The following is a 20823-nucleotide window of genomic DNA, read 5'->3' as shown; positions in this document are numbered from 1 at the left end:
CCGCCGAAACCGCCGCGATGGAAGCAGCTTTGGACGCCGCCCTGCAGGGGCCGCGCGGTGCCAATCCCTTGGTGGGGGCCGTCGTCGTCGGTCCTGACGGCCGGCGCCTGGCGACGGGCTACCACCGGGGAGCCGGCACCGCCCATGCCGAAGCCGATGCGATCGCGACGGCGATCAGCGCCGGCGTGGATCTTCGGGGGGCCACCATGGTGGTCACGCTCGAACCCTGCAACCACATTGGCCGCACGGGACCCTGCGCGCAGGCGATCATCGACGCCGGAATAACCGGCGTTGTGTACGCCGTCGACGACCCCCACGATCCCGCGGCCGGCGGGGCAGCGACCCTCCGGAATGCCGGCGTCAGCGTTCGCAGCGGACTGGCTGCCGAGCGTGCGTTCGAACTGAACCGCCGCTGGTTCCTGGCCGTCGAGGCGAAGCGTCCCTTCGTCACCTTGCACATTGCCCAGACGCTGGACAGCCGGATCGCTGCCGAGGACGGAACGAGCCAGTGGATTTCCTGCCCGGAATCGCTGGCCGACAACCACGCCATCCGGCGCCGGATCGACGCCATCCTCGTCGGCACGCAGACAGTCCTGGTGGACAACCCGCGGCTCACGGCGAGGGACGTCAACGGTGAAGCCTCCGGCGAACAGCCGCTGCGCGCCGTCATGGGGCTTCGGGACGTTCCGCCGGACGCCGCGGTGCGCGGTGACGACGGCAAGGTCCTGCACCTGCCCACCCGCGATCCCCAGAGAGCCCTGGCCCTGCTGTTTGAGGCGGGGGCGCGGCACGTCATGGTGGAGGGCGGCTCCAGGATCCTGAGCGCCTTCCTCGGCGCAGGACTCGTGGACGAACTCATCGTCTACCTGGCGCCCACGCTGCTTGGATCCGGGACACCCGCCCTCAACGGCCTGGGCATCGGAACGCTTGCCGACGCCCAGCGCTGGGAGTGGGATGCCGCCTCCGGCGGCGCCGTCCAGGTGCTGGGAAGCGACCTGCGGCTGCACCTGCTGCCGGAAAGGCCAGCCCGACCAGATGAAGCAACGCGGCCGCCGTCAGCGGCCCAGTCAACCCCAACCGATTCACTACCGGCCCGCGCAGCAGCGGGCACAGCCACGGGAGGCTACTGATGTTCACCGGAATTATTGCCGAACAGGGGAAGGTCCTGTCCGTGGACCGGAACGGCGACACGAGCGCAACGCTGCGTCTCCACGCCCCCGGAACCGCTGACGGATTGCCGCTGGGCGGATCCATCGCCGTCAACGGCGTGTGCCTGACCGCCACGGCGATCGACGGCAAGGATTTCAGCGTGGATGTCATGGGGGAGACCCTCGTCCGCAGCACCATCGGCGAACTTTCCGCCGGTGACGCCGTCAACCTGGAGCGATGTGTTCCGGCAGGCGGCCGCCTCGACGGACACGTCGTGCAGGGGCACGTGGACGGGGTGGGCGAACTCCTCGAACGCGAAGCCCAGGGAAACTGGGAGCGGCTGCGCTTCGGTGTGCCGCTGAGGCTCGCACGCTACATCGCGGAAAAGGGGTCAATCGCCATTGACGGCGTTTCCCTCACGGTCACGGCCGTCAGCCCCGCTGCCGAAACCGTGCCCTGGTTCGAGGTGGGCCTCATCCCCACCACGCTCGCCGATACCGGCCTGGGCGCCAAGGCTACCGGCAGCAGGGTGAACCTGGAGGTGGACGTGCTGGCAAAGTACACCGAACGCCTGCTGGCGTTCACCGGGCGCGGCACCGAAGTGGCGGAGGACCAGCTGTGAGCGCGGCGGCAAGGCTTGACCCGGCCGCTTCAGGCACCCTGACCCTCGATCCCATCGAGGAGGCAGTGCAGGCGATGGCAGCGGGACGGCCCGTGCTGGTGGTCGACAACGAGGACCGCGAAAACGAAGGGGACATCATCTTCGCGGCGCAGCATGCCACTCCATCCCTGATGGGATGGACCATCCGCTACAGCTCGGGTGTCATCTGCGTGCCGCTTGACGGTGCGCGTGCCGACGCGCTGGCACTGCCTCCCATGGTGCAGGTCAACGAGGACGCGAAGGGCACCGCCTACACCGTCTCGTGCGACGCCGCCACGGGAGTAAGCACCGGAATCTCGGCCACGGACCGGGCACTGACTGCCCGGGTCATCGCCGATCCGGGCAGCGGCCCTGAAACCCTGACGCGCCCCGGGCATATTTTTCCGCTGCGGGCCGTTAAGGGGGGAGTGCGTGAACGCCCCGGCCACACCGAAGCGGCCGTGGAACTATGCCGGCTCGCCGGCCTGGAACCGGTGGGCGTGATCGCAGAGGTTGTGTACGACGACGGCGAAATGATGCGGCTGGACGGCCTGCGCGTTTTCGCCGCCGAGCATGGTTGCCCCTTGATTTCGATTGAGGACCTCGTGGCGTACCTCGAGGCGAACGACCATGTATCTTCACAGGAGAGCAGTCCGGAAGCGAGTCCGGCCGGAGAAGGAGAAAGACGATGACGGCATCTCAAGCAACGGAGGCCAGCAGCAACGGGCGGACCCCGCATCCCGTGAGTGCCGGACCCGTGGTCCAGCTGCCCGGTGCGTTCGGGAACTTCGTGACGCAGGCATGGACCGATCTGGTCACCGGCGCAGAGCACCTCGCGGTCAGCTCACCCAACCCTCCCCGGGACGGGAAGGCGCCCCTGGTGCGCCTGCATTCGGAATGCCTGACCGGGGACGTCTTCGGCTCCTACCGCTGCGACTGCGGCGAGCAGCTTGCGTACGCCCTGGAGCTGATCGAGGCCAACGGCGGCACCCTCCTGTACCTCCGCGGCCAGGAAGGCCGCGGAATCGGCCTGGCCAACAAGATCAAGGCCTACGCCCTGCAGGAGGCGGGCTTCGATACGGTCGAGGCCAACGAACAGCTCGGACTGCCGGTCGACGCGCGGTGCTACAACGCCGCCGCGCAGATCCTGGCCGAGATGGGCCTGCATGAGATCCGGTTGCTGAGCAATAACCCGGACAAGCAGAACCGCCTGGCCAAGGCGGGCGTGACGGTGGTGGAGATGGTCCCCACCGAGGTGCCCTCCCGCGAACAGAACATCCGGTACTTGCAGACCAAGAAGGACCGCATGGACCACCTGCTCACCCTGGACGCCCAGGCCGCAGGCGTGCCCGGCAGCGGCACCAACACTTTTGAACACGAACAAGACTGAACGGATCAGGATCACTTTATGAGCGGACACGGCGCACCCCAGATCGACCTCACCACCCTCAACCCTGCGGAAACCTCGCAGCTGAAGCTGGCCATCGTTGCCGCCAGCTGGCACACCGAGATCATGGACGGACTCCTGGACGGAGCCCTCCGGGCCGCCAAGGACGCCGGCATCAACGAGCCAACGGTCGTCCGCGTGCCGGGCAGCTTCGAGCTGCCGGTGGCCGCCGCGCGGCTGGCACCGCACTTCGACGCCGTCGTTGCCCTCGGCGTCGTCATCCGCGGCGGAACGCCGCACTTTGACTACGTCTGCCAGGCCGCGACGTCGGGACTTACCGACGTCAGCGTCAACACGGGCGTCCCGGTCGGGTTCGGCGTGCTGACATGTGACACCGAACAGCAGGGCCTGGACCGGGCCGGGCTGCCGGGCTCCACCGAAGACAAGGGCCACGAGGCAGTCACCGCCGCGCTGACCACCGCGCTGCTGCTCAAGCAGTACTGATACTGCGCCGGGCGGGGATGGGTGCGGAAGCGCACGCCGTGTGTATTCGCTCACATCCCCGCCGTCATGCAACGGCCCGACAGGCGGCGTCCGGCCCGGAGCAAGTAGGCTGGAGGGCGTGAAGAATTTCGAGACGCTGTTCGCAGAGCTCAGTGAGAAGGCAGCCACCCGCCCGGAGGGCTCCCGCACCGTTGCCGAGTTGGAGTCCGGAATCCACGGCATCGGCAAGAAAGTCGTGGAGGAAGCAGCTGAAGTCTGGATGGCTGCGGAGTACGAATCCGACGACGCCGCTGCCGAAGAGATCTCGCAGCTCCTGTACCACCTGCAGGTTCTGATGCTTGCAAAAGGACTCAGCCTGGAAGACGTCTACAAGCATCTGTAGCCGCGTCCGCGTGGCCCGTTTGCTGATCCAAGACTTCCAACCCCAGAAAGACCTCCAATGCTGCGTGTAGCCGTACCCAATAAGGGATCCCTGTCCGAAGCCGCCTCCGCCATGCTCTCCGAGGCCGGCTACCGCCAGCGCCGCGATAGCCGCGAGCTGGTCATGGTGGACCCGGACAATGACATTGAATTCTTCTTCCTCCGCCCCCGCGACATCGCCGTATACGTGGGGCAGGGAACCCTCGACGTCGGCATCACCGGCCGCGACCTCCTCCTGGACGCGCAGGTTGAGGCCGAGGAACTGCTTCCGCTCGGATTCGCCGCTTCCACTTTCCGCTTCGCCGGCCCGATCGGTGACTTCTCCAGCCTGGAGCAGCTCGAAGGCAAGCGGCTCGCCACCAGCTACGACGGCCTCCTGCGTGACTACCTGGCGGACCGCGGCGTCAAGGCCAGGGTGGTCCGCCTGGACGGCGCTGTCGAGTCCTCGGTCCGGCTGGGCGTCGCTGACGCGATTGCCGACGTCGTCGAGACCGGCAACACGCTCAAGGCCGCCGGCATGGAGATCTTCGGCGAGCCCATCCTCAAGTCCGAGGCCGTCCTTATCCGCCGCACCGGCGAGAGGGGAGCCGCGAACGGCACGGCGAAGGAAATCGAAGTGCTGATCCGTCGCCTCCAGGGTGTCCTCGTGGCGCGCCAGTATGTGCTGATGGACTACGATATCCGCAAGGAACTCGTCGAACAGGCCGCCGCGCTGACCCCCGGACTCGAGTCGCCCACGGTGTCGCCGCTGCGCGATTCGGACTGGGTTGCCGTCCGGTCCATGGTGCCGAAGAAGGAAACCAACCGGATCATGGATGAGCTGTACGACCTCGGCGCCCGCGCCATCCTGGTCAGCAGCATCCACGCCTGCCGCATCTGACCCGCTGCCGCCGGCGCCGCCCCGCCGGCAGTCCAAAAGCAACCTCTGCAGTACAACAGGAGAAGTCATGGCTGTAGCCGTCCGCGTTATCCCGTGCCTGGACGTTGATGCCGGCCGCGTGGTCAAGGGCATCAACTTCGAAGGGCTCCGCGACGCCGGAGACCCCGTGGAGCTCGCGCACCGTTACGACAACGCCGGCGCGGATGAGCTGACCTTCCTGGACGTGACCGCGTCGTCGGGCAACCGGGAAACCACGTTCGACGTCGTCCGGCGCACGGCCGAGGAAGTATTCATTCCGCTGACCGTCGGCGGCGGCGTGCGCGGCGTGGCCGAGGTGGACAAGCTGCTCCGCTTCGGCGCAGACAAAGCCTCCATCAACACTGCAGCAGTGGCCCGGCCGGACGTCATCGACGAGATCACGCGCCACTTCGGCTCCCAGGTGCTGGTGCTGTCCGTGGACGCCCGCCGCACCCGCCCCGGGGCCCAGCCCACGCCGTCGGGCTTTGAGGTCACCACCCACGGCGGCCGCCAGGGCACCGGCATCGACGCCGTCGCCTGGGCTAAGGAAGCCGCCGACCGCGGCGTCGGGGAAATCCTGCTCAACTCGATCGACGCCGACGGCACCAAGGACGGGTTCGACCTCGAGCTCATCCGGCTGGTCCGGGCCGCGGTCAAGGTTCCGATCATCGCCTCCGGCGGTGCCGGTGAGCCTGCGCACTTCGCGCCCGCCGTGCAGGCCGGCGCCGATGCCGTGCTCGCCGCGTCCATCTTCCACTGGGGCCCGGATGACATGATGTCGCGGGTCAAGGCCGCAATCCGCGAGGCTGGGTTCGAGGTCCGCTAGAAACTGCAACGCGGGGTCAGATATCGCCCAATAAACCCTGTTCATTGGGCGATATCTGACCCCGCGTTGCTTTGTTAAAGGCCCACTTCGGCGGACTGAAGAAGCGCGACGGCGTCCGGCTGGCCTTCGAAGGTGACCAGCGCATGGCGCGTGCGGCCGTGGGCGTGCATGAGCAGTTCGCCGGGCTCGCCCACGATGGCAACCGACACGGGCGCCCGTTTGGCGACATGGCGCGGGCCCGAGGGACACACCAGGACGATGCCGAGGTCAACGCCCCGATACAGGATGGCGGCGCGCTTGACCAGTTCATCCCACAGCGCATCCGAGTATTCTTCGTCGAGGGCCCGCGGCGCCCAGCGGTCGACGGCGCGCCGGACGTCCTCGGTGTGGACGAAGTATTCGATGAGGTTGGAGCTCTCATCCAGCGCCTTGATTTTCATCGGCGACAGGACGGGCGGACCGGCCCGGAAGGTGTTCACCAGCTCCGTGTATTCGTCGGCGGTCTGGATCTTCGCGGCGAGCTTTGCCGTGGCTTTATCGGACGCCTTGGACAGGCTCTTGATGACCAGCCCCAGCCCGACGGCCGCCTTACGCTCGCGGAGGTACAGGTGAGCTGCCAGGTCCTTGGTCTTCCAGCCCCTGCAGAGCGTGGGGGAGTCAGGACCGGCCGCCAACAGGGTTTCGGCCAGGACTTCTCGGGACGGATCGACGAAATGCATCACTTGTGAAACTAGCACGTCCCCGCGGGACTTGCGCAGTGTGTCCGCGCGTGAATTTGTCCCGTTCTGTACACCGGCCCGTGCGTCGTGCAGTGGCGTGCGGCATGCGGGGAACGCACCCACCTCGGGAGGAATAGTTCGGTCGTGTTGGCGGCAATTGGCTTGTTGACAGGGTCCCGTGCCGCGAGTAGACCGGACGCATCAAATGACCGATCCGCTGTCAAGATGACGACTTCAGAAGTGTGATCAGCATGGGGCCCGCCGACATTGTTGAAATCAGAGTTCACGGGATAGGCAACAAGGAACTGCTTGATGCCTTGGGGCGTCCGCGGTTTGAACGACTGAATCCGGCCAGTGAAGTCACCACAGCGCCCGCCTTGCCGGACCACAAAGTCCGCATTATCAACTGGGCGCGGTCCAACAAGGAGTTCACGAGGGGTTTCTTCTGGTACGTGGCGCTTCCATTCACGCTTGCGAACGTGATCGGCTACATGAGGCCGCCCAGGGGGAGCTCGCGGTTCTTCGCACTCGTGGCCTTCGCCGGCGGACTGCTCCTGACGGCGGCCCAGGTGGCCTGGGCCGCGGTGATAGCGGAAACGGTCTTTTCATTCACTCCCATCGACATTGCCGACAAGAGCATCGGAGGGGCTATTCCACTGGTGGTGTCTGCCGGCCTCGCCTTGGTGATGTTGTACCGGGCATCCGAAATCCGCCATGCCAACGACGTACGGGATCCTGGTCCAAAGCTGCCCGTGTTGGCGGCTAACGTGCTTTCCGCCTTGGTGACCGGTTATTTCCTGAGCGGCCGCTATCTGTCCGGCTGGCTTGACGGGCTGGGCCTCGATCCGGCGTTCCGACTCAATCCGATGCTCGTCGTGGTGGTCGGATCGACACTCGCCGCCTATGGCCTGGCCGGCATCATCCTGCTCCTTTACATGGGTGTGGGGCGCAAGGAGATTGCCAGTGACGACGCTCCTGCCGAAGCAGACGGAGCTCGTGCAAGAATCCGCTTCAGCAGCATGAGGCGGCAATACGCCGCAGCAGCCTTGGCCCTGATCGTCTCCATGGTCATGATGCACGCACTCGGAGGCCTGCTGAGGATAGCCGCCTCGGACCTGATGTGGCTTTTGCGGGCTCTTGCATTCCCGAGCATGCCCGTGGAACTGCAGAAGGATGCGGTCACGCTCCTCGTCTCGGCCGACGACACCGGAACGTTCAAGGACAACCTGCTGGACATGGTCCCGGTGTACTGCCTTGGGGTGCTCGCCATTCTTGGACTCAGCTGGGAAATTGCTGCGCGGGAGAGGTTCGGGCCGAACGAGCGATGGCCCAGGCCACTGAAACTCCGCGCCGAACTGCAACGATCGGCGGTCCATCGCCTTGGGGAGTTGTTGCCGAAGGTAACGGCGGGGTTCATGGGAGGGTCCTTGGTGTTCCTCATGGTTGCCGGCTTCCTGACAGCCCGGGCAGGAGAAGCTTCACGTGCTCTGGAGTTCCTCATCGGCAGCAGCCACGGGCTTTCGTACGTCGTCCTGCTGGCAACCGTCGTCGGTCAGTTTCCGGAGATCACGTCCAAGACGCGTCTCGTGGCCGACGTGGTTGGTTTCTGGCCCATCCGTAACCATCCACTGGCGGGCGTTTCGTATCGCAGGCGCGTTGTGGCCGGCATCCGGCTGGAAATGGGCCGCCACCCCCAGCACACCGTGGTTCTCATAGGGCACAGCCAGGGATCCGTGATTTGCGCTTGGCTGATCCGCGCCGGACTTCTGCCCATCGACGAAAATCGAGTCCACTTGATCACCTGCGGGTGCCCGTTGATGACTCTTTATTCAACGCTGTTTCCGGCCTTTTTTACGCTGGAGGACCTCAGGGCTACAAGACGGAATGTCGCTTCATGGACCAATTTCTGGCGAAGTACCGACGCCATCTCCTCCAAAGTGCCGTGCGCGGTGAACCGTGAAATTCCCGAACCGGGCCCTGACGGGCTCATTGAAAAACACGGGAACTATTGGACATCGTCCCTGCTCGCCGATCGGGTAAGCCGCATTGAGTCCACCGCTCGGAGCCCGAAGCCCGGGCCGGTGACGGAGCAGACGCCACAGAGAACATCCGACGTCACGATCCTCCGGCATGCCTAGGCGACGTTGGGCCGCCGTGGCGGCCCAACGCCTGTCAGGCAGAGACGCTCAGGGCGGCGTCGGCTTCTTTGAGAACCTTGGCGGCTACCTCGAGGCCCTCGATCCGGCCCAGTTCGACATCTTCGTGCTCGATGTTGACGAGCATGTTGGGATCCACTTCGTGGAGGGCACGGAGGAACTCGGTCCAGTACGCGACGTCGTGGCCCTTGCCGAGGGCGACGAAGTCCCACGCGGCTGGCTTCGGCCATTCGTTGGCCCACTCGTCGCCGCCGAGGTTTGTGCGGTTCTCTTCGGGGGACAACCTCCGGAAGCGGTTGTCGAGGACGCCGTAGATGGCGGCAGTTTCCTTGTTGACCCGCACGTCCTTGGCCGCGGCCTGGAAGACGAGCGGTCCCAGTTCGCGGATGACGGCCACCGGGTCCATCTGCTGCCAGAACAGGTGCGACGCATCGAGTTCGACGCCAACGTGGGTAGCGCCGGTGAGTTCGACGAGCTTGTGCACATCGGCGGGGTTGAACACGAGGTTCTGCGGGTGCAGTTCCAGGGCCACCTTGACGTCCAGATCCCGGGCGAGCCGGTCGGTTTCCTTCCAGAACTCCGCGGCGATGCCCCACTGGTAGTCGAGCACGTCCAGGGCGGCCGAGTTCCACGCGTTGACGATCCAGTTCGGCACGGTGGCTCCGGGTTCCCCGCCGGGAAGCCCGGACATGGTCACGACACGGTGCTGTCCCAGCCGGTGCGCGAGGCGGATGGACCGGCGGATGTCCTCGGCGTGCTTGTCGCCGATGGCGCGGTTGGGGTGCAGCGGGTTGCCGTTGCAGTTCAGGCCGGCAATTGACACTCCGGTGCCCTCGAAAATGGCCAGATAGTCGTCCCGTGCCGCGTCGCTTTCCAGAATGTCATCGAAGGTGGGGACGTGGACGGCCGGCAGGAATCCGCCCGTGTTGATTTCGATGCCGGTCAGCCCGAGGTCCGCGATGACCTTGAGGGCCTCGGGAAGCGGCCGGTCGTGCAGGATAGCGTTGTAGACGCCGAGCTTCATAGCGTGATCTTCTTTCCGTTGTTGAGCGCGGATTCCGTGACGGCGCCGAGCAGTTCCATGTTGCGCACGCCTTCGTCGAAGCTGGCGCAGCGGGGCAGGGATTCTTCCTCACTGAGGCCGGCAACCTCTTCGAGGAATGCGCGGGCCTGGTAGCCGAACGCGTCGTTCTGGCCGAAGCCGACCTCGGGGGCGTCCATGGCCAGGCCGCCGGCGATGTAGGGGTGGCCCGGGCCGAGGATCACCTGGCGGTAGCCGTTCTCGTTGCCGGATCCGTCGTTGAGGAAGAGCTGAATTTCAGAGGGGCGGCGCTGGTCAAACTTGGCGGCACCATTCTCGCAGAACACCTCGAAGTTGAGGCTGTTGGCGTGGCCGGCGGCAACACGGGAGACCTCAAAGCTGCCGGCACCGTTTTCGAACTCCGCGTTGAATGCTGCGTAGTCGTCGTTCTCTACGGCCTCGAAGGTGTCGCTGACGGCAGCGTGGTCGTGCCCGATGACTGCGCCCAGCGGCAGGGGCCGCTTGTCGATCGCCGTGCTGAGGCGGCCGCCGCTGATGGACTTGATGTCGCCGCACAGGAACTCGGAGACGTAGGCCAGGTGGCTTCCGACGTCGGCAAGGGCACCGGAGCCGGGCCCGCCCTTATAGCGCCAGCTCATGGGAGCGGACGGGCTGAAGCCGTAGTCGGTCCAGTAACGGCCGCTGAAGTGCAGCACCTTGCCGAGGACGCCGGTGCGGATGAGGTCCCGGATGTAGGCGATGCCGGGGGTGCGGCGGAAGGTAAAGCCAATGCGGGCGATGCTGGCGGCGTTGCGGGCCGCATCGGCCATGGCGCGGGCGTCTTCCAGTGAGTCGCTCAGCGGCTTCTCGCACAGCACGTGCTTGCCGGCGGCGAGCAGGCCCTCCACGACTTCGCGGTGGAGGGAGTTGGCGATAACCACGCTGACGACGTCGATGTCATCGGCCTCGGCGATTGCCTGCCATGACGTGTCGTTGCGCTCGTAGCCAAAGCGGCGTGCGGCCAGCGAGCCGAATTCGGCATTGACGTCGCCGATCGAGACGAGGCGAATCGGCGGAAGAACGGGGTTGTACAGTGCGGACGCGGTGCGGTAGGCAGCTGCATGGGCTTTGCCGGCCATGCCTGCCCCTATGACGGCGACGCCGATATCTTTGGGCATTGGTTTTCTCCTTCGAAACTCAGCCGAGTTTGCGCGGCTTGGCCGCTATCAAGATGGGATAAAAATGGAGCGCTCCAGAACACGATAGAGCCGGAACTTTGTCCTGTCAATATCCCAAAGTAGGAGAGGATGGGTGACAATGGCAGGGTGACGCAGGAGATCGGCAGACGCCCGAACATTTATGACGTGGCCTCCGCGGCTGGGGTTTCAAAGTCCCTGGTCTCGTTGGTCTTGCGGGGTGCCCCCGGTGTTTCCCCGGCGCGCCGCGCGGCCGTCGAGGAGGCCATTGAACGGCTGAACTATCGCCCCAGCCGCGCCGCGGCAACCCTGGCCGGCAATAGGTCCCGCACCATTGGCGTGGTCCTGGACGATTATCGGAACCTTTGGTTTGTCAGCCTGTTGGCCGGATTGCACGATCAACTCGCGCCTCTCGGTTTTCGGGTGGCCGTCGCTGATCCTTCGTTCAATGCCCACCTTGACGGGACCGCCGTGGACGGACTCATGTCGCTGCGCGTGGACGGCATCGTGATCGCAACCGAGCCAACCGAGGATATGTTCGCGGCTTTGGACGTTCCCGCGGTTGTCGCCGGAAACCGGGACATCGTGGTTCCCGGAGCCGACATCGTGGCCAACGACGACCTTGTGGGCGGCCGTCTCGCCACCGAGCACCTGATCGGCCTGGGCCACCGGCACATCGGGCATATCACCGGTGGGGGAGGTGCGGCCCGACTGCGTGCCAAGGGGTTCGACGCCGCGATGCGGGAACGCGGGCTGCGGCCGCACGCCGCCCAGGGCCACGGGCTCACCACGGAGTCTGACGGTTACCAGGCGGCGCTGAAACTGCTGGACGAAAACCCCTCACTCACCGCCATTTTTGCTGCAAACGACACCATGGCCCTCGGCGCGGCGGGCGTGGCCCGGGACAAGGGGCGGCGCATCCCGGAGGATCTGTCGCTCATCGGCTACGACAATTCGCCGTTGGCGTCGGCCAACCTGTTGCGGCTCACCACGATCGATGGCCGCAACGCTGAAGTCGGAGCCGGGGCGGCGAAGGCGTTGCTGAATCGCATGGAAGACCCGGCGGCGCCGGTTGGAACCATGCTGGTGGAACCGGACCTGGTCATCAGGGCCTCCACGGCCGCCCTGTAAGGAGCACGAGCCGACCCTGGGCGGGTAGCCCGCTGGTAGCCCGCTTATTTGATCAGGCCGGCCACCGTGTTCCGGGGCGCGCCTTAGCCCAGCTCGGTGATGAGTTCTGCTTCCTCGTCTTGGGTGAGGCCGGCGCGGCGCGGCTTCTCGATTCCTGTGCTTTCTTCCCATTCCAGCGTGTCACGAAGCGTTTGCGCGAGCGGGCGAAGCACCAGTCCGGCGTCCTTCGCCCGTACGTTTGAGCGGGCGTTCATGCCTTGCCAGTCCGGGTCACTCAGCCACAGGGGCAGGGACTTCGGGCCGGCCCATTCCCCGACACCATGCCCATGAAGCCACTCGGCGTCGGCCGCGGCGAGCTGTCCTCGGTGGCCGGCTAATTCCCGGGCAGCAGCTATGTGCTCGGCGAAGGAATGTGTCTCTCCAGTGGCGTTGTAGAAACCACCCAGCTGCCTGTCGCAGTTATGAACCAGCCAGGCAGCGAGGTCCCGGACATCAATGACCTGCACGGGAAGCGACGGTGCATCAGGCACGAGCACCGTTCCGTCTTCAATCGAGGGGTTGGCAAAGCGCATCGGCCAGTACCCTGTGCGGCCGAAGATGTCTCCCGGGCCCCCGATGAGCCCCACCCGGGCGATCATGCACCGCCCGGCTCCCAGTCCGTCGAGGACGGCCTTCTCGCACGCGGCCTTCGCCTCACCGTACGTCTCCATGGTCTCCATGACCTCAGACTCGAGCGGAGGCAGCAGCGGGGCATCCTCGTCCTGTCCCAGGGGTCCGTGATCCGCGTAAACGCTGGCCGAGGACACAAAGACGTAGTGGCCAGCCGACCCCAGGTCCCGCACCGCACGCTTCACCTGGCCCGGTTGGCGGGACACGTCCAAAACCGCGTCCCAGTGCACGGCGGCCACGGCCGCAAGACCGTGGTCGTCATCCCGGTCTGACTGAACATGGGACGCACCGTCAGGAACGGATCCTGATACACCCCTGGTCACGCACGTCACGTCGTGGCCGCGTCCGACCGCCTGGCGGGCAACCTCATGACCAAGCCAGGCGGTGCCTCCGAGGATAAGAAGTTTCATAGTGACATCCAACCAAAGAAGCGGCCCCGTGGGGACCCGGCGGGCCGTTTGTGCCGGGGCCCGGCGATGGGCACTAGACTTGATCTGATGTCTGAGCAGCCCGCCCCCAGCCCCACTTCCGGTTCACCCCTTCGTGCCGACGCCGGCACTGCCGCGGGTGCCCAGCTTTCCGGAGGCCCTCTTCCGGCCGACATTGCGTCAGCCCTCAAGCGGGACAGCGCCGGCCTTGTCGCCGCCATCGTGCAGCAGTTCGACACCCACGAGGTGCTCATGCTGGGCTGGATGGACGACGAAGCCCTCAACCGCACCATGACCACCGGTCGGGTCACCTTTTACTCCCGCTCGCGCCAGGAGTACTGGCGCAAGGGGGATACCTCCGGCCACGTGCAGTGGGTGAAGTCCGTGGCCCTTGACTGCGACGGCGACGCCCTCTTGGTGAGGGTCGACCAGGTCGGCGCTGCGTGCCACACCGGAACGCGAACGTGCTTCGACGGCCGGACCCTGGACGTCGTGGCAGGCTCTGCAGACTAGCCCGGGCGGCCAAGGCCACCCAAGCGGACGGGGAACGCCAGGCCGGCCCCTGCGTCCGATGATCAGGCATCCCGCCTGCGAACCCAGGAACCATCCCAGAACAGACGGAGAACCAATAGCCATGCAGGACCTAGGAATCATCAGCCCAGGCCTCGAAGAATTCCGTGAACTCGCCGGGCACAGCCGCGTCATCCCTGTCCGGCTCAAGGTGCTGGCGGATGCCGAAACTCCGATCGGGCTGTACCGGAAACTGGCACAGGGCCAGCCGGGCACGTTCCTCATGGAGTCCGCGGCTGTCGGCGGCGCCTGGTCCCGCTATTCCTTCATTGGCTCCCGTTCCCGGGCCACGCTCACCACCAAGGACGGCCAGGCCCACTGGCTCGGCGAGCCGCCTGCCGGCGTTCCGGTGGACGGAAACCCGGTGGATGCCATCCGTGACACGATCGATGCCCTGCGCACCGACCGTTTCGACGACCTGCCGCCCTTCACCTCCGGCCTCGTAGGCTTCCTCGGCTGGGAAACAGTCCGCCACTGGGAGAAACTGACCAGCCCGCCCGAAGACGACCTGCAGCTTCCCGAAATGGCACTGAACCTCGTCACGGACATGGCCGTCCACGACAACATGGACGGCTCCGTGCTGCTCATCGCCAACGCCATCAACTTCGACAACAGCTCCGAACGGGTGGATGAGGCCTGGCACGACGCCGTCCGCCGCGTCAAGGAACTCCTCGCCCGCGTCAGCACGCCCGTAAACCAGCCGGTGTCCGTGCTGGAACCTGCCGCCCTCGATTTTGCCGCCAGCGTCCAGGAACGGTGGGATGAAACCGACTACCTGGCCGCTCTTGACCGGGGCAAGGAGGCGATCGTGGACGGGGAAGTCTTCCAGGTGGTCATTTCTCGCCGCTTCGAGATGGAGTGCGGAGCCTCCCCGCTGGACGTCTACCGCGTGCTCCGCAACACCAACCCGAGCCCGTACATGTACATCTTCAGCCTGGAAGATGCGGCCGGGCGCGAATACTCGATCGTCGGCTCCTCACCCGAGGCGCTCGTGACGGTCACGGGCGAGGACGTCATCACCCACCCCATCGCCGGTTCCCGGCCCCGCGGCAAGACCGTGGATGCGGACAAGGCACTCGCCGAAGAACTCCTCGCGGACCAGAAGGAACGCGCCGAACACCTGATGCTCGTGGATCTGTCCCGGAACGACCTTTCCAAGGTGTGCGTGGCGGGCTCCGTGGACGTCACACAGTTCATGGAGGTGGAGCGGTTCAGCCACATCATGCACCTCGTGTCCACGGTGGTGGGCCGGCTGGCCCCGTCGGCGAAGGCCTATGACGTCCTGAAGGCCACCTTCCCGGCGGGAACGCTGTCCGGCGCGCCGAAACCCCGCGCCCTGCGCCTCCTCGACGAGCTCGAGCCGCACCGCCGCGGAATCTACGGCGGCGTGGTGGGCTATTTGGACTTCGCCGGCGACATGGACATGGCCATCGCCATCCGCTCCGCCCTGCTGCGGGAAGGGCGGGCCTACGTCCAGGCCGGCGGCGGCATCGTTGCGGACTCGGTCAAAGCCGCCGAAGCGCAGGAAACCGTCAACAAGGCGGCCGCACCCCTCCGGGCCGTCCACACCGCGGGCTCGCTGCACAACATCACGCCGGAGTCGGTCACCGAGGCCGGACCAACCGGTACCCGGTCAACGGGAACATCAACAGGGACGGCGTCCGCCGGGGCGGAATCCTGATGGCGGTTCCGGCAAGTTCCGGCGCGCAGGCCAAGGCCCGCAGCAGCACGCCGGCGTGGGCACGCAAGTCCACGCTGGTCCTGCTCATCGCCGCGATCGCGCTGGCGGTCTTCGGCACCACCACCCAGACCTGGATGACCGTCAACCTGGACCCCCAGCAACTGGGCCAGGCCACGGGCCAGGGCGGACTCCAGGTCCAGGGCAGCAAGGCCGCCACCACGGTAACGGCCCTTGCCCTCGTCGCCCTCGCAGGCGGCCTCGCCGCGTCCATCGCCGGCAAGATCGCACGCTGGATCATCACGGCCATCGTCGTCCTGGCGGCAGCGGGCATCATCACCGCCGCCGCGACCGTCCTCGCGGATCCGCTGGCGGCCGCGCAGGGCTCCATCGCCGCGGCCACCGGCGTCAGCGGGAGCAGCGCTGACGTGAGTGTCACCGCGTTTCCGGTCCTCGCCGTCGTCGCCGGTTCGCTCCTGGCGCTGTGCGGACTGCTGGTGATTCCGGCTGGGCGGTACTGGAAGACGCGGACCAAGTACGATGCCGCCGCGCAGGGTGCCGCCGCCCAGTCCGGCCCGGTGGACGAGATCGACAGCTGGGACCGGCTCTCCCGCGGCGACGACCCCACCTGACGGGGAGCGTCACGGAGGCGCGCGCCTGCCAGCGATGCCGAAGGCCGAGCCAAAAAATGGCAGAATGTAAGCAGTATTGATCCTGAGGAGATTCACATGAGCAAAGCCACTGTTTCCGGTACCAAGCCCGCGGCGGCCCCCAAGACCCACCACGGCATCGACCACAGCATTGATCTTGGCCACGGCAACAGCCCTGCGGCCTGGACCTGCGTGATCGTCATGCTGATCGGCGCCCTCATCGCCTCCATCGCCTTCGTCATCGCCAACACCCCCATCTTCGTGGCCGGCGCGGCGATCATGGTCCTCGGCCTGCTGGCCGGCTTCATCATGCGCAAAGCGGGCTACGGCGTGGGCGGCAGCAAGCTGAAGAACACCGGCCACTAACCGTGACGGTTCTCGACGACATCAATGCCGGTGTCAGGGAGGACATGGAGGCCCGCAAGCGTCTCGTGTCCCTCGCGGAACTGAAGGACCGCGCACTGGCAGCGGCTCCGGCACGCGATGCTTGGACTGCCCTCGACGGCCCGTCCGCCACGCGCGAGCATCTCAAGGTCATCGCTGAGATTAAGCGCCGGAGCCCGTCCAAGGGCGATCTCGCGAACATCGTTGACCCGGCCTCGCTGGCCCAGCAGTACGCCGACGGCGGCGCCGCCGTTATCAGCGTGCTCACGGAACAGCGCCGCTTCAACGGTTCGCTCGCGGATCTGGACGCGGTCCGTGACCGGGTGGACGTCCCGCTGCTCCGCAAGGACTTCACCCTGGACGAGTACCAGATCTGGGAAGCCCGCGCCCACGGCGCGGACCTCATCCTGCTGATCGTGGCGTCCCTGTCCGACCAGCAGCTGCGCGAATTCAGTGCCCTCAGCCGTGAACTCGGCATGAACGTGCTCGTGGAAACGCACACGCCGGAGGAAGTCGAACGTGCGGTGGCTGCCGAGGCCCGGATCATCGGCGTCAACGTGCGCAACCTCAAGACGCTCGACGTCGACCGCTCCGTTTTCGACACACTCGCCGGAAGCATTCCGGCCGGCGCAGTTGTGGTTGCGGAGTCCGGCGTCAGGGGTGCCGACGACGTCGCGCACTACGCGGCGCACGGCGCCAACGCCATCCTCGTGGGGGAGGCGCTCGTCAGCGACGCCACGCCGCGGGAACGCATTGCGGAGTTCACCGCGGCCGGGGCGGCAGCGATCGCCGCGCGGGTCTGAGCTCCGACCAACCGTGGCACCACCCGCTCCGCAAAGTTTGGCGGCGGGATGGTGCATGACATCAATCAGTGAAAAGTGAACAGGATGGTGAGACTGATGGCCGAAGCGCCAACAGCCGGCTCTGACGAAGGCTCGGTGGATGCATTCCTGCAGGGAGGCACGTCGCTGCGTCACGCTCCGGGACCCTACTTCGGCTCCTACGGGGGCCGATGGATGCCTGAATCACTGATCGCGGCCCTCGACGAACTCGAAGACACCTTTGAAAAGGCGAAGGCCGATCCCGAGTTCACCGCGCAGATCGCCGATCTCAATAAGAACTACTCCGGCCGGCCCTCCCTCCTGACCGAGGCGAAGCGGTTCGCCGAGCACGCCGGGGGAGTCCGGGTCTTCCTCAAGCGCGAAGACCTCAACCACACTGGCTCGCACAAGATCAACAACGTGCTGGGCCAGGCCCTCCTGGCCAAGCGCATGGGCAAGACCCGCGTCATCGCCGAAACCGGCGCAGGCCAGCACGGCGTGGCCAGCGCCACGGCCGCCGCACTGCTCGGACTCGAATGCGTCGTCTACATGGGCGCCGAAGACTGCCGCCGCCAGGCACTGAACGTGGCCCGGATGGAGCTGCTCGGGGCAACCGTCGTGCCGGTCACCAACGGCTCGCAGACCCTCAAGGATGCCATCAACGAGGCGCTCCGCGACTGGGTGGCGAACGTCGGAAACACGCACTACCTGCTGGGCACGGCCGCCGGCGCGCACCCGTTCCCGGCGATGGTCCGCTACTTCCACGAGGTCATCGGCGAGGAGGCCCGCGCGCAGATCCTGGAGCAGACCGGCCGCCTGCCGGACGCCGTCTGCGCCTGCATCGGCGGCGGCTCCAACGCCATCGGCATCTTCCACGGCTTCCTGGACGACCCCTCGGTCAAGATCTACGGCTTCGAGGCCGGCGGCGACGGCGTGGACACCGGCCGGCACGCGGCCACCATCACGCTCGGCAAGCCCGGCGTGCTGCACGGCGCCCGCTCGTACCTCATGCAGGACGACGACGGCCAGACCATCGAATCCCACTCCATCTCGGCGGGGCTGGACTACCCCGGCGTCGGGCCGGAGCACTCCTACCTCGCCGACATCGGACGGGTCAGCTACGAGCCCATCACGGACAGCGAAGCCATGGAGGCCTTCCGGCTCCTGTGCCGCACCGAGGGCATCATTCCGGCCATCGAGTCCTCCCACGCCCTCGCCGGCGCCATCAAGGTGGGGCAGCGGCTGGCCGCCGAAGGCGATGCGTCGGACAAGATCGTGGTGGTCAACCTGTCCGGCCGCGGCGACAAGGACGTGGCAACAGCCGCCGAGTGGTTCGACCTCCTGGACAAGGACTCCGCAGAGGCAGCCATCGGCAAGGAAGGGGAACAGTTGTGAGCACCGCACAGATGACCAGCAAATCGGCGATCGCCATTGACAAGGCCCGGGCCGAGGGGCGGGCGGCCCTGATCGGCTACCTGCCCGCCGGGTACCCCAGCGTCGAGGACACCATCGCCGCCGGCATTGCCCTCGCGCGCAACGGCGCGGACCTCATCGAGATCGGCATCCCCTACTCTGACCCGGTCATGGACGGCCCGGTCATCCAGGCGGCCACCACCGAGGCGCTGGCAAAGGGGTTCTCCGTCCGCCAGGTGTTCGACGTCGTTGCCGGCATTACGGCCGAAACCGACGCTGCCGTCCTGGTCATGACCTACTGGAACCCCGTGGTCCGGATGGGCGTGGACGAGTTTTCGCGGCGCCTGGCCGAAGCCGGGGGAGCCGGCCTGATCACCCCCGACCTCATTCCGGATGAGGCCGCCGAGTGGATGGACGCCTCGGACAAGTACGGGCTGGACCGGGTGTTCCTGGTGGCGCCGTCATCATCGCCCGAGCGCATGCGGCGGACCGTCGAGGCAAGCCGCGGCTTTGTGTACGCCGTTTCCATCATGGGGGTCACCGGCGCCCGCTCGTCGGTGAGCACGGCGGCCAAGGGCGTGGTGGCAGCAGCCAAGCACGCCGGCGCGGAGCGTGTGTGCGTGGGCCTCGGAGTGTCCAACGCCGACCAGGTGGCGGAAATCGCCGCCTACGCCGACGGCGTGATCGTGGGAACAGCCCTCGTGTCCGCCATCCGTGACGGCGGAGTGGACGCCGTGGCCAGCCTTACCAAAGACCTCAGCGCCGGACTGACCAGGAAGTAACCTCCAACATGCAGACGTTCCTCACCGCGGCCGCCATGGTCCCCGCGAGCATTCCGAGCCCGGACTGGTCCGGCTTCGACATCCCGCTGCCGTGGGGTTCGCTGCGGATCCACGCCTACGCCCTGTGCATCCTTGCCGGGATCGTCGTCGGCCTGTGGCTGACGTCGGTCCGCTGGGCCAAGCGCGGAACACCGGAGGGCAGCGTCTGGGACATCGTCATCTGGGCCATTCCGTTCGGCATCATCGGCGGCAGGCTCTACCACGTGTTTTCCTCCCCGGACGCCTACTTCGGTCCGGGATTCAACGGCACCGGCGACCTCTCCCTGATTCCGCAGATCCAGCGCGGCGGCCTCGGAATCTGGGGCGCCGTGGTGCTCGGTGCCTTCGGTGCCTGGATCGGCTGCCGGCGGGCCGGGGTCAAGCTCACGGCCTTCCTGGACGCCGCGGCGCCCGGACTGCTGCTCGCCCAGGCGGTGGGCCGCTGGGGGAACTACTTCAACCAGGAGCTGTTCGGCGGCCCCACCACCCTGCCCTGGGGGCTTCAGGTGGACTCCGACAACGCGAACTTCCCGCAGGGCTTCCCGGCCGACACGCTGTTCCACCCCACCTTCCTGTACGAATCCCTGTGGAACCTCATGGGTGTGGTCATCCTGCTGGCCCTGGACCGCCGGTTCCACTTCCGCCGCGGCCGGCTCTTCTGCGTCTACGCCATGTACTACACGCTGGGCCGGGTCTGGATCGAGGCCATGCGCATCGATGATGCGGAGCAGATCCTGTCTCTTATACACATCTAGATGTGTATAAGAGACAGCATTTTCGTGTTCGTCGCAGCGTTGGCCGTGTTTATCGTGCTGGGCCGCCGCAAGGCCGGCGATCCCGAGGACCCGTACCTTCCGGGCCGCGCGCCCGCCCCGAGGCTGAGGCCGCCGCCGTCGACGGTGACGCAGCCACTGCCGCCGAGGGCAGAGCGGCTGCCGACGACGACAACGTGGCCGTTGCCGCCGTCAATGAGGACAAGACGGCTGAGGAAGACCAAACCGACGACGACGGCGACAAGGCACCGGCCGCCGTGGGTCCCGTGCCGGCGGGGCGCAGAGCGGCCCGCACCGCGGGCGACACGGCCGCGGCCCCCGCCGCCGGGCCCGCCGTCAAGATGTGTATAAGAGACAGTGCGGACGCTGTTGTCTCAGATAGTGAATCGCGTGATAATCTGCCTGATAACCAAAGCGGTTCCAGGCGCTCTTCTGCCCCAACGGAAGCAGTGCCGGCATCCACCGGGGGCAATGCGTCCGCCGGGGAAGCGGACGCCGGAAATTCCGGTACCAAAGCCACCGGAACCGCGCCGGAAGCTGACGGCACACGCTAGCTCAGCACCGGCAAC

Annotated in this window: 21 protein-coding genes and 1 pseudogene; 18 read left to right on the top strand and 4 right to left on the bottom strand. The window is 66.6% G+C overall.

Annotation, left to right across the window (positions count from 1 at the left end):
• Positions 1 to 17: 17 nt before the first annotated feature.
• The 8 genes from ribD to hisF all read left to right on the top strand — a co-directional run bounded on the left by ribD (position 18) and on the right by hisF (position 5824).
• Positions 18 to 1130, top strand: a complete 1113-nt coding sequence (gene ribD, locus B1A87_RS09890) for a bifunctional diaminohydroxyphosphoribosylaminopyrimidine deaminase/5-amino-6-(5-phosphoribosylamino)uracil reductase RibD (RefSeq protein ID WP_078029777.1) — start codon at positions 18 to 20, stop codon at positions 1128 to 1130.
• Positions 1130 to 1771 (top strand): riboflavin synthase, encoded by a 642-nt coding sequence (locus B1A87_RS09885; protein WP_078029727.1) that lies wholly within the window; start codon positions 1130 to 1132, stop codon positions 1769 to 1771. Before ribD ends, B1A87_RS09885 begins: the two co-directional genes overlap by 1 nt.
• Positions 1768 to 2481, top strand: coding sequence for a 3,4-dihydroxy-2-butanone-4-phosphate synthase (ribB, locus tag B1A87_RS09880; protein ID WP_078029728.1), 714 nt, complete (start codon positions 1768 to 1770; stop codon positions 2479 to 2481). The genes B1A87_RS09885 and ribB overlap by 4 nt, the downstream gene beginning before the upstream one ends.
• Positions 2478 to 3179 (top strand): GTP cyclohydrolase II, encoded by a 702-nt coding sequence (ribA, locus tag B1A87_RS09875; RefSeq protein ID WP_078029729.1) that lies wholly within the window; start codon positions 2478 to 2480, stop codon positions 3177 to 3179. Before ribB ends, ribA begins: the two co-directional genes overlap by 4 nt.
• A gap of 18 nt (positions 3180 to 3197) precedes the next feature.
• Positions 3198 to 3680 (top strand): 6,7-dimethyl-8-ribityllumazine synthase, encoded by a 483-nt coding sequence (gene ribH, locus B1A87_RS09870; RefSeq protein ID WP_078029730.1) that lies wholly within the window; start codon positions 3198 to 3200, stop codon positions 3678 to 3680.
• Between the two features lie 118 nt (positions 3681 to 3798).
• Positions 3799 to 4062: a phosphoribosyl-ATP diphosphatase gene (locus B1A87_RS09865; RefSeq protein WP_056625926.1), complete on the top strand. Its 264-nt coding sequence runs from the start codon at positions 3799 to 3801 to the stop codon at positions 4060 to 4062.
• Between the two features lie 57 nt (positions 4063 to 4119).
• The gene (hisG, locus tag B1A87_RS09860) at positions 4120 to 4980 is read left to right on the top strand and encodes an ATP phosphoribosyltransferase (protein WP_078029731.1); all 861 of its coding nucleotides are present in this window, start codon (positions 4120 to 4122) and stop codon (positions 4978 to 4980) included.
• Positions 4981 to 5047: 67 nt separating this feature from the next.
• Positions 5048 to 5824, top strand: coding sequence for an imidazole glycerol phosphate synthase subunit HisF (gene hisF / locus B1A87_RS09855; protein WP_078029732.1), 777 nt, complete (start codon positions 5048 to 5050; stop codon positions 5822 to 5824).
• A gap of 74 nt (positions 5825 to 5898) precedes the next feature.
• On the opposite strand, the gene B1A87_RS09850 is transcribed toward hisF, so the two are convergent.
• A complete protein-coding gene (locus B1A87_RS09850) occupies positions 5899 to 6543 on the bottom strand; it encodes a TIGR03085 family metal-binding protein (RefSeq protein ID WP_078029733.1) in 645 nt (214 codons plus the stop codon).
• 251 nt (positions 6544 to 6794) lie between these two features.
• On the opposite strand from B1A87_RS09850, the gene B1A87_RS09845 reads away from it, so the two are divergent.
• Complete coding sequence (locus B1A87_RS09845) at positions 6795 to 8681, top strand: hypothetical protein (protein WP_078029734.1); 1887 nt, start codon at positions 6795 to 6797, stop codon at positions 8679 to 8681.
• Between the two features lie 34 nt (positions 8682 to 8715).
• Here B1A87_RS09845 and B1A87_RS09840 read toward each other — a convergent pair whose 3' ends face one another.
• Positions 8716 to 9723 (bottom strand): sugar phosphate isomerase/epimerase, encoded by a 1008-nt coding sequence (locus B1A87_RS09840; RefSeq protein WP_078029735.1) that lies wholly within the window; start codon positions 9721 to 9723, stop codon positions 8716 to 8718.
• A complete protein-coding gene (locus tag B1A87_RS09835) occupies positions 9720 to 10898 on the bottom strand; it encodes a Gfo/Idh/MocA family protein (RefSeq protein WP_078029736.1) in 1179 nt (392 codons plus the stop codon). Before B1A87_RS09835 ends, B1A87_RS09840 begins: the two co-directional genes overlap by 4 nt.
• A gap of 129 nt (positions 10899 to 11027) precedes the next feature.
• Between B1A87_RS09835 and B1A87_RS09830 the strand changes: the two genes are divergently transcribed.
• Entirely contained in the window at positions 11028 to 12047 is a 1020-nt protein-coding gene (locus B1A87_RS09830) for a LacI family DNA-binding transcriptional regulator (RefSeq protein WP_185982294.1), read from the top strand.
• Between the two features lie 83 nt (positions 12048 to 12130).
• Here the strand turns inward: B1A87_RS09830 and B1A87_RS09825 are convergent, their stop codons facing one another.
• Positions 12131 to 13126: an oxidoreductase gene (locus tag B1A87_RS09825; RefSeq protein ID WP_078029737.1), complete on the bottom strand. Its 996-nt coding sequence runs from the start codon at positions 13124 to 13126 to the stop codon at positions 12131 to 12133.
• An 87-nt stretch (positions 13127 to 13213) separates the two neighbouring features.
• Here B1A87_RS09825 and hisI point away from each other — a divergent pair, with 87 nt between their 5' ends.
• The 8 genes and pseudogenes from hisI to lgt all read left to right on the top strand — a co-directional run bounded on the left by hisI (position 13214) and on the right by lgt (position 20808).
• Complete coding sequence (gene hisI, locus B1A87_RS09820) at positions 13214 to 13657, top strand: phosphoribosyl-AMP cyclohydrolase (protein ID WP_078029738.1); 444 nt, start codon at positions 13214 to 13216, stop codon at positions 13655 to 13657.
• A 121-nt stretch (positions 13658 to 13778) separates the two neighbouring features.
• The gene (locus tag B1A87_RS09815) at positions 13779 to 15395 is read left to right on the top strand and encodes an anthranilate synthase component I (protein WP_078029739.1); all 1617 of its coding nucleotides are present in this window, start codon (positions 13779 to 13781) and stop codon (positions 15393 to 15395) included.
• Entirely contained in the window at positions 15395 to 16024 is a 630-nt protein-coding gene (locus B1A87_RS09810; RefSeq protein WP_078029740.1) for a Trp biosynthesis-associated membrane protein, read from the top strand. The genes B1A87_RS09815 and B1A87_RS09810 overlap by 1 nt, the downstream gene beginning before the upstream one ends.
• Before the next feature lie 96 nt (positions 16025 to 16120).
• A complete protein-coding gene (locus tag B1A87_RS09805; protein ID WP_078029741.1) occupies positions 16121 to 16408 on the top strand; it encodes an HGxxPAAW family protein in 288 nt (95 codons plus the stop codon).
• Between the two features lie 2 nt (positions 16409 to 16410).
• Positions 16411 to 17229: an indole-3-glycerol phosphate synthase TrpC gene (trpC, locus tag B1A87_RS09800; protein WP_078029742.1), complete on the top strand. Its 819-nt coding sequence runs from the start codon at positions 16411 to 16413 to the stop codon at positions 17227 to 17229.
• 96 nt (positions 17230 to 17325) lie between these two features.
• On the top strand, positions 17326 to 18642 hold the full coding sequence (gene trpB, locus B1A87_RS09795) for a tryptophan synthase subunit beta (protein WP_078029743.1): 1317 nt from the start codon (positions 17326 to 17328) through the stop codon (positions 18640 to 18642).
• Between the two features lie 11 nt (positions 18643 to 18653).
• Positions 18654 to 19442 carry a tryptophan synthase subunit alpha gene (gene trpA, locus B1A87_RS09790; RefSeq protein WP_078029779.1) on the top strand — a complete coding sequence of 263 codons (789 nt, stop codon included), beginning with the start codon at positions 18654 to 18656 and terminating at the stop codon, positions 19440 to 19442.
• 8 nt (positions 19443 to 19450) lie between these two features.
• Positions 19451 to 20808, top strand: a pseudogene (gene lgt, locus B1A87_RS09785) (prolipoprotein diacylglyceryl transferase).
• Positions 20809 to 20823: the final 15 nt, after the last annotated feature.

Source organism: Arthrobacter sp. KBS0703 (genome assembly GCF_002008315.2).
GTDB lineage: Bacteria > Actinomycetota > Actinomycetes > Actinomycetales > Micrococcaceae > Arthrobacter.
The sequence above is the reverse complement of the archived record's forward strand: the minus strand, read 5'-3'. Positions and strand labels throughout refer to the sequence as shown.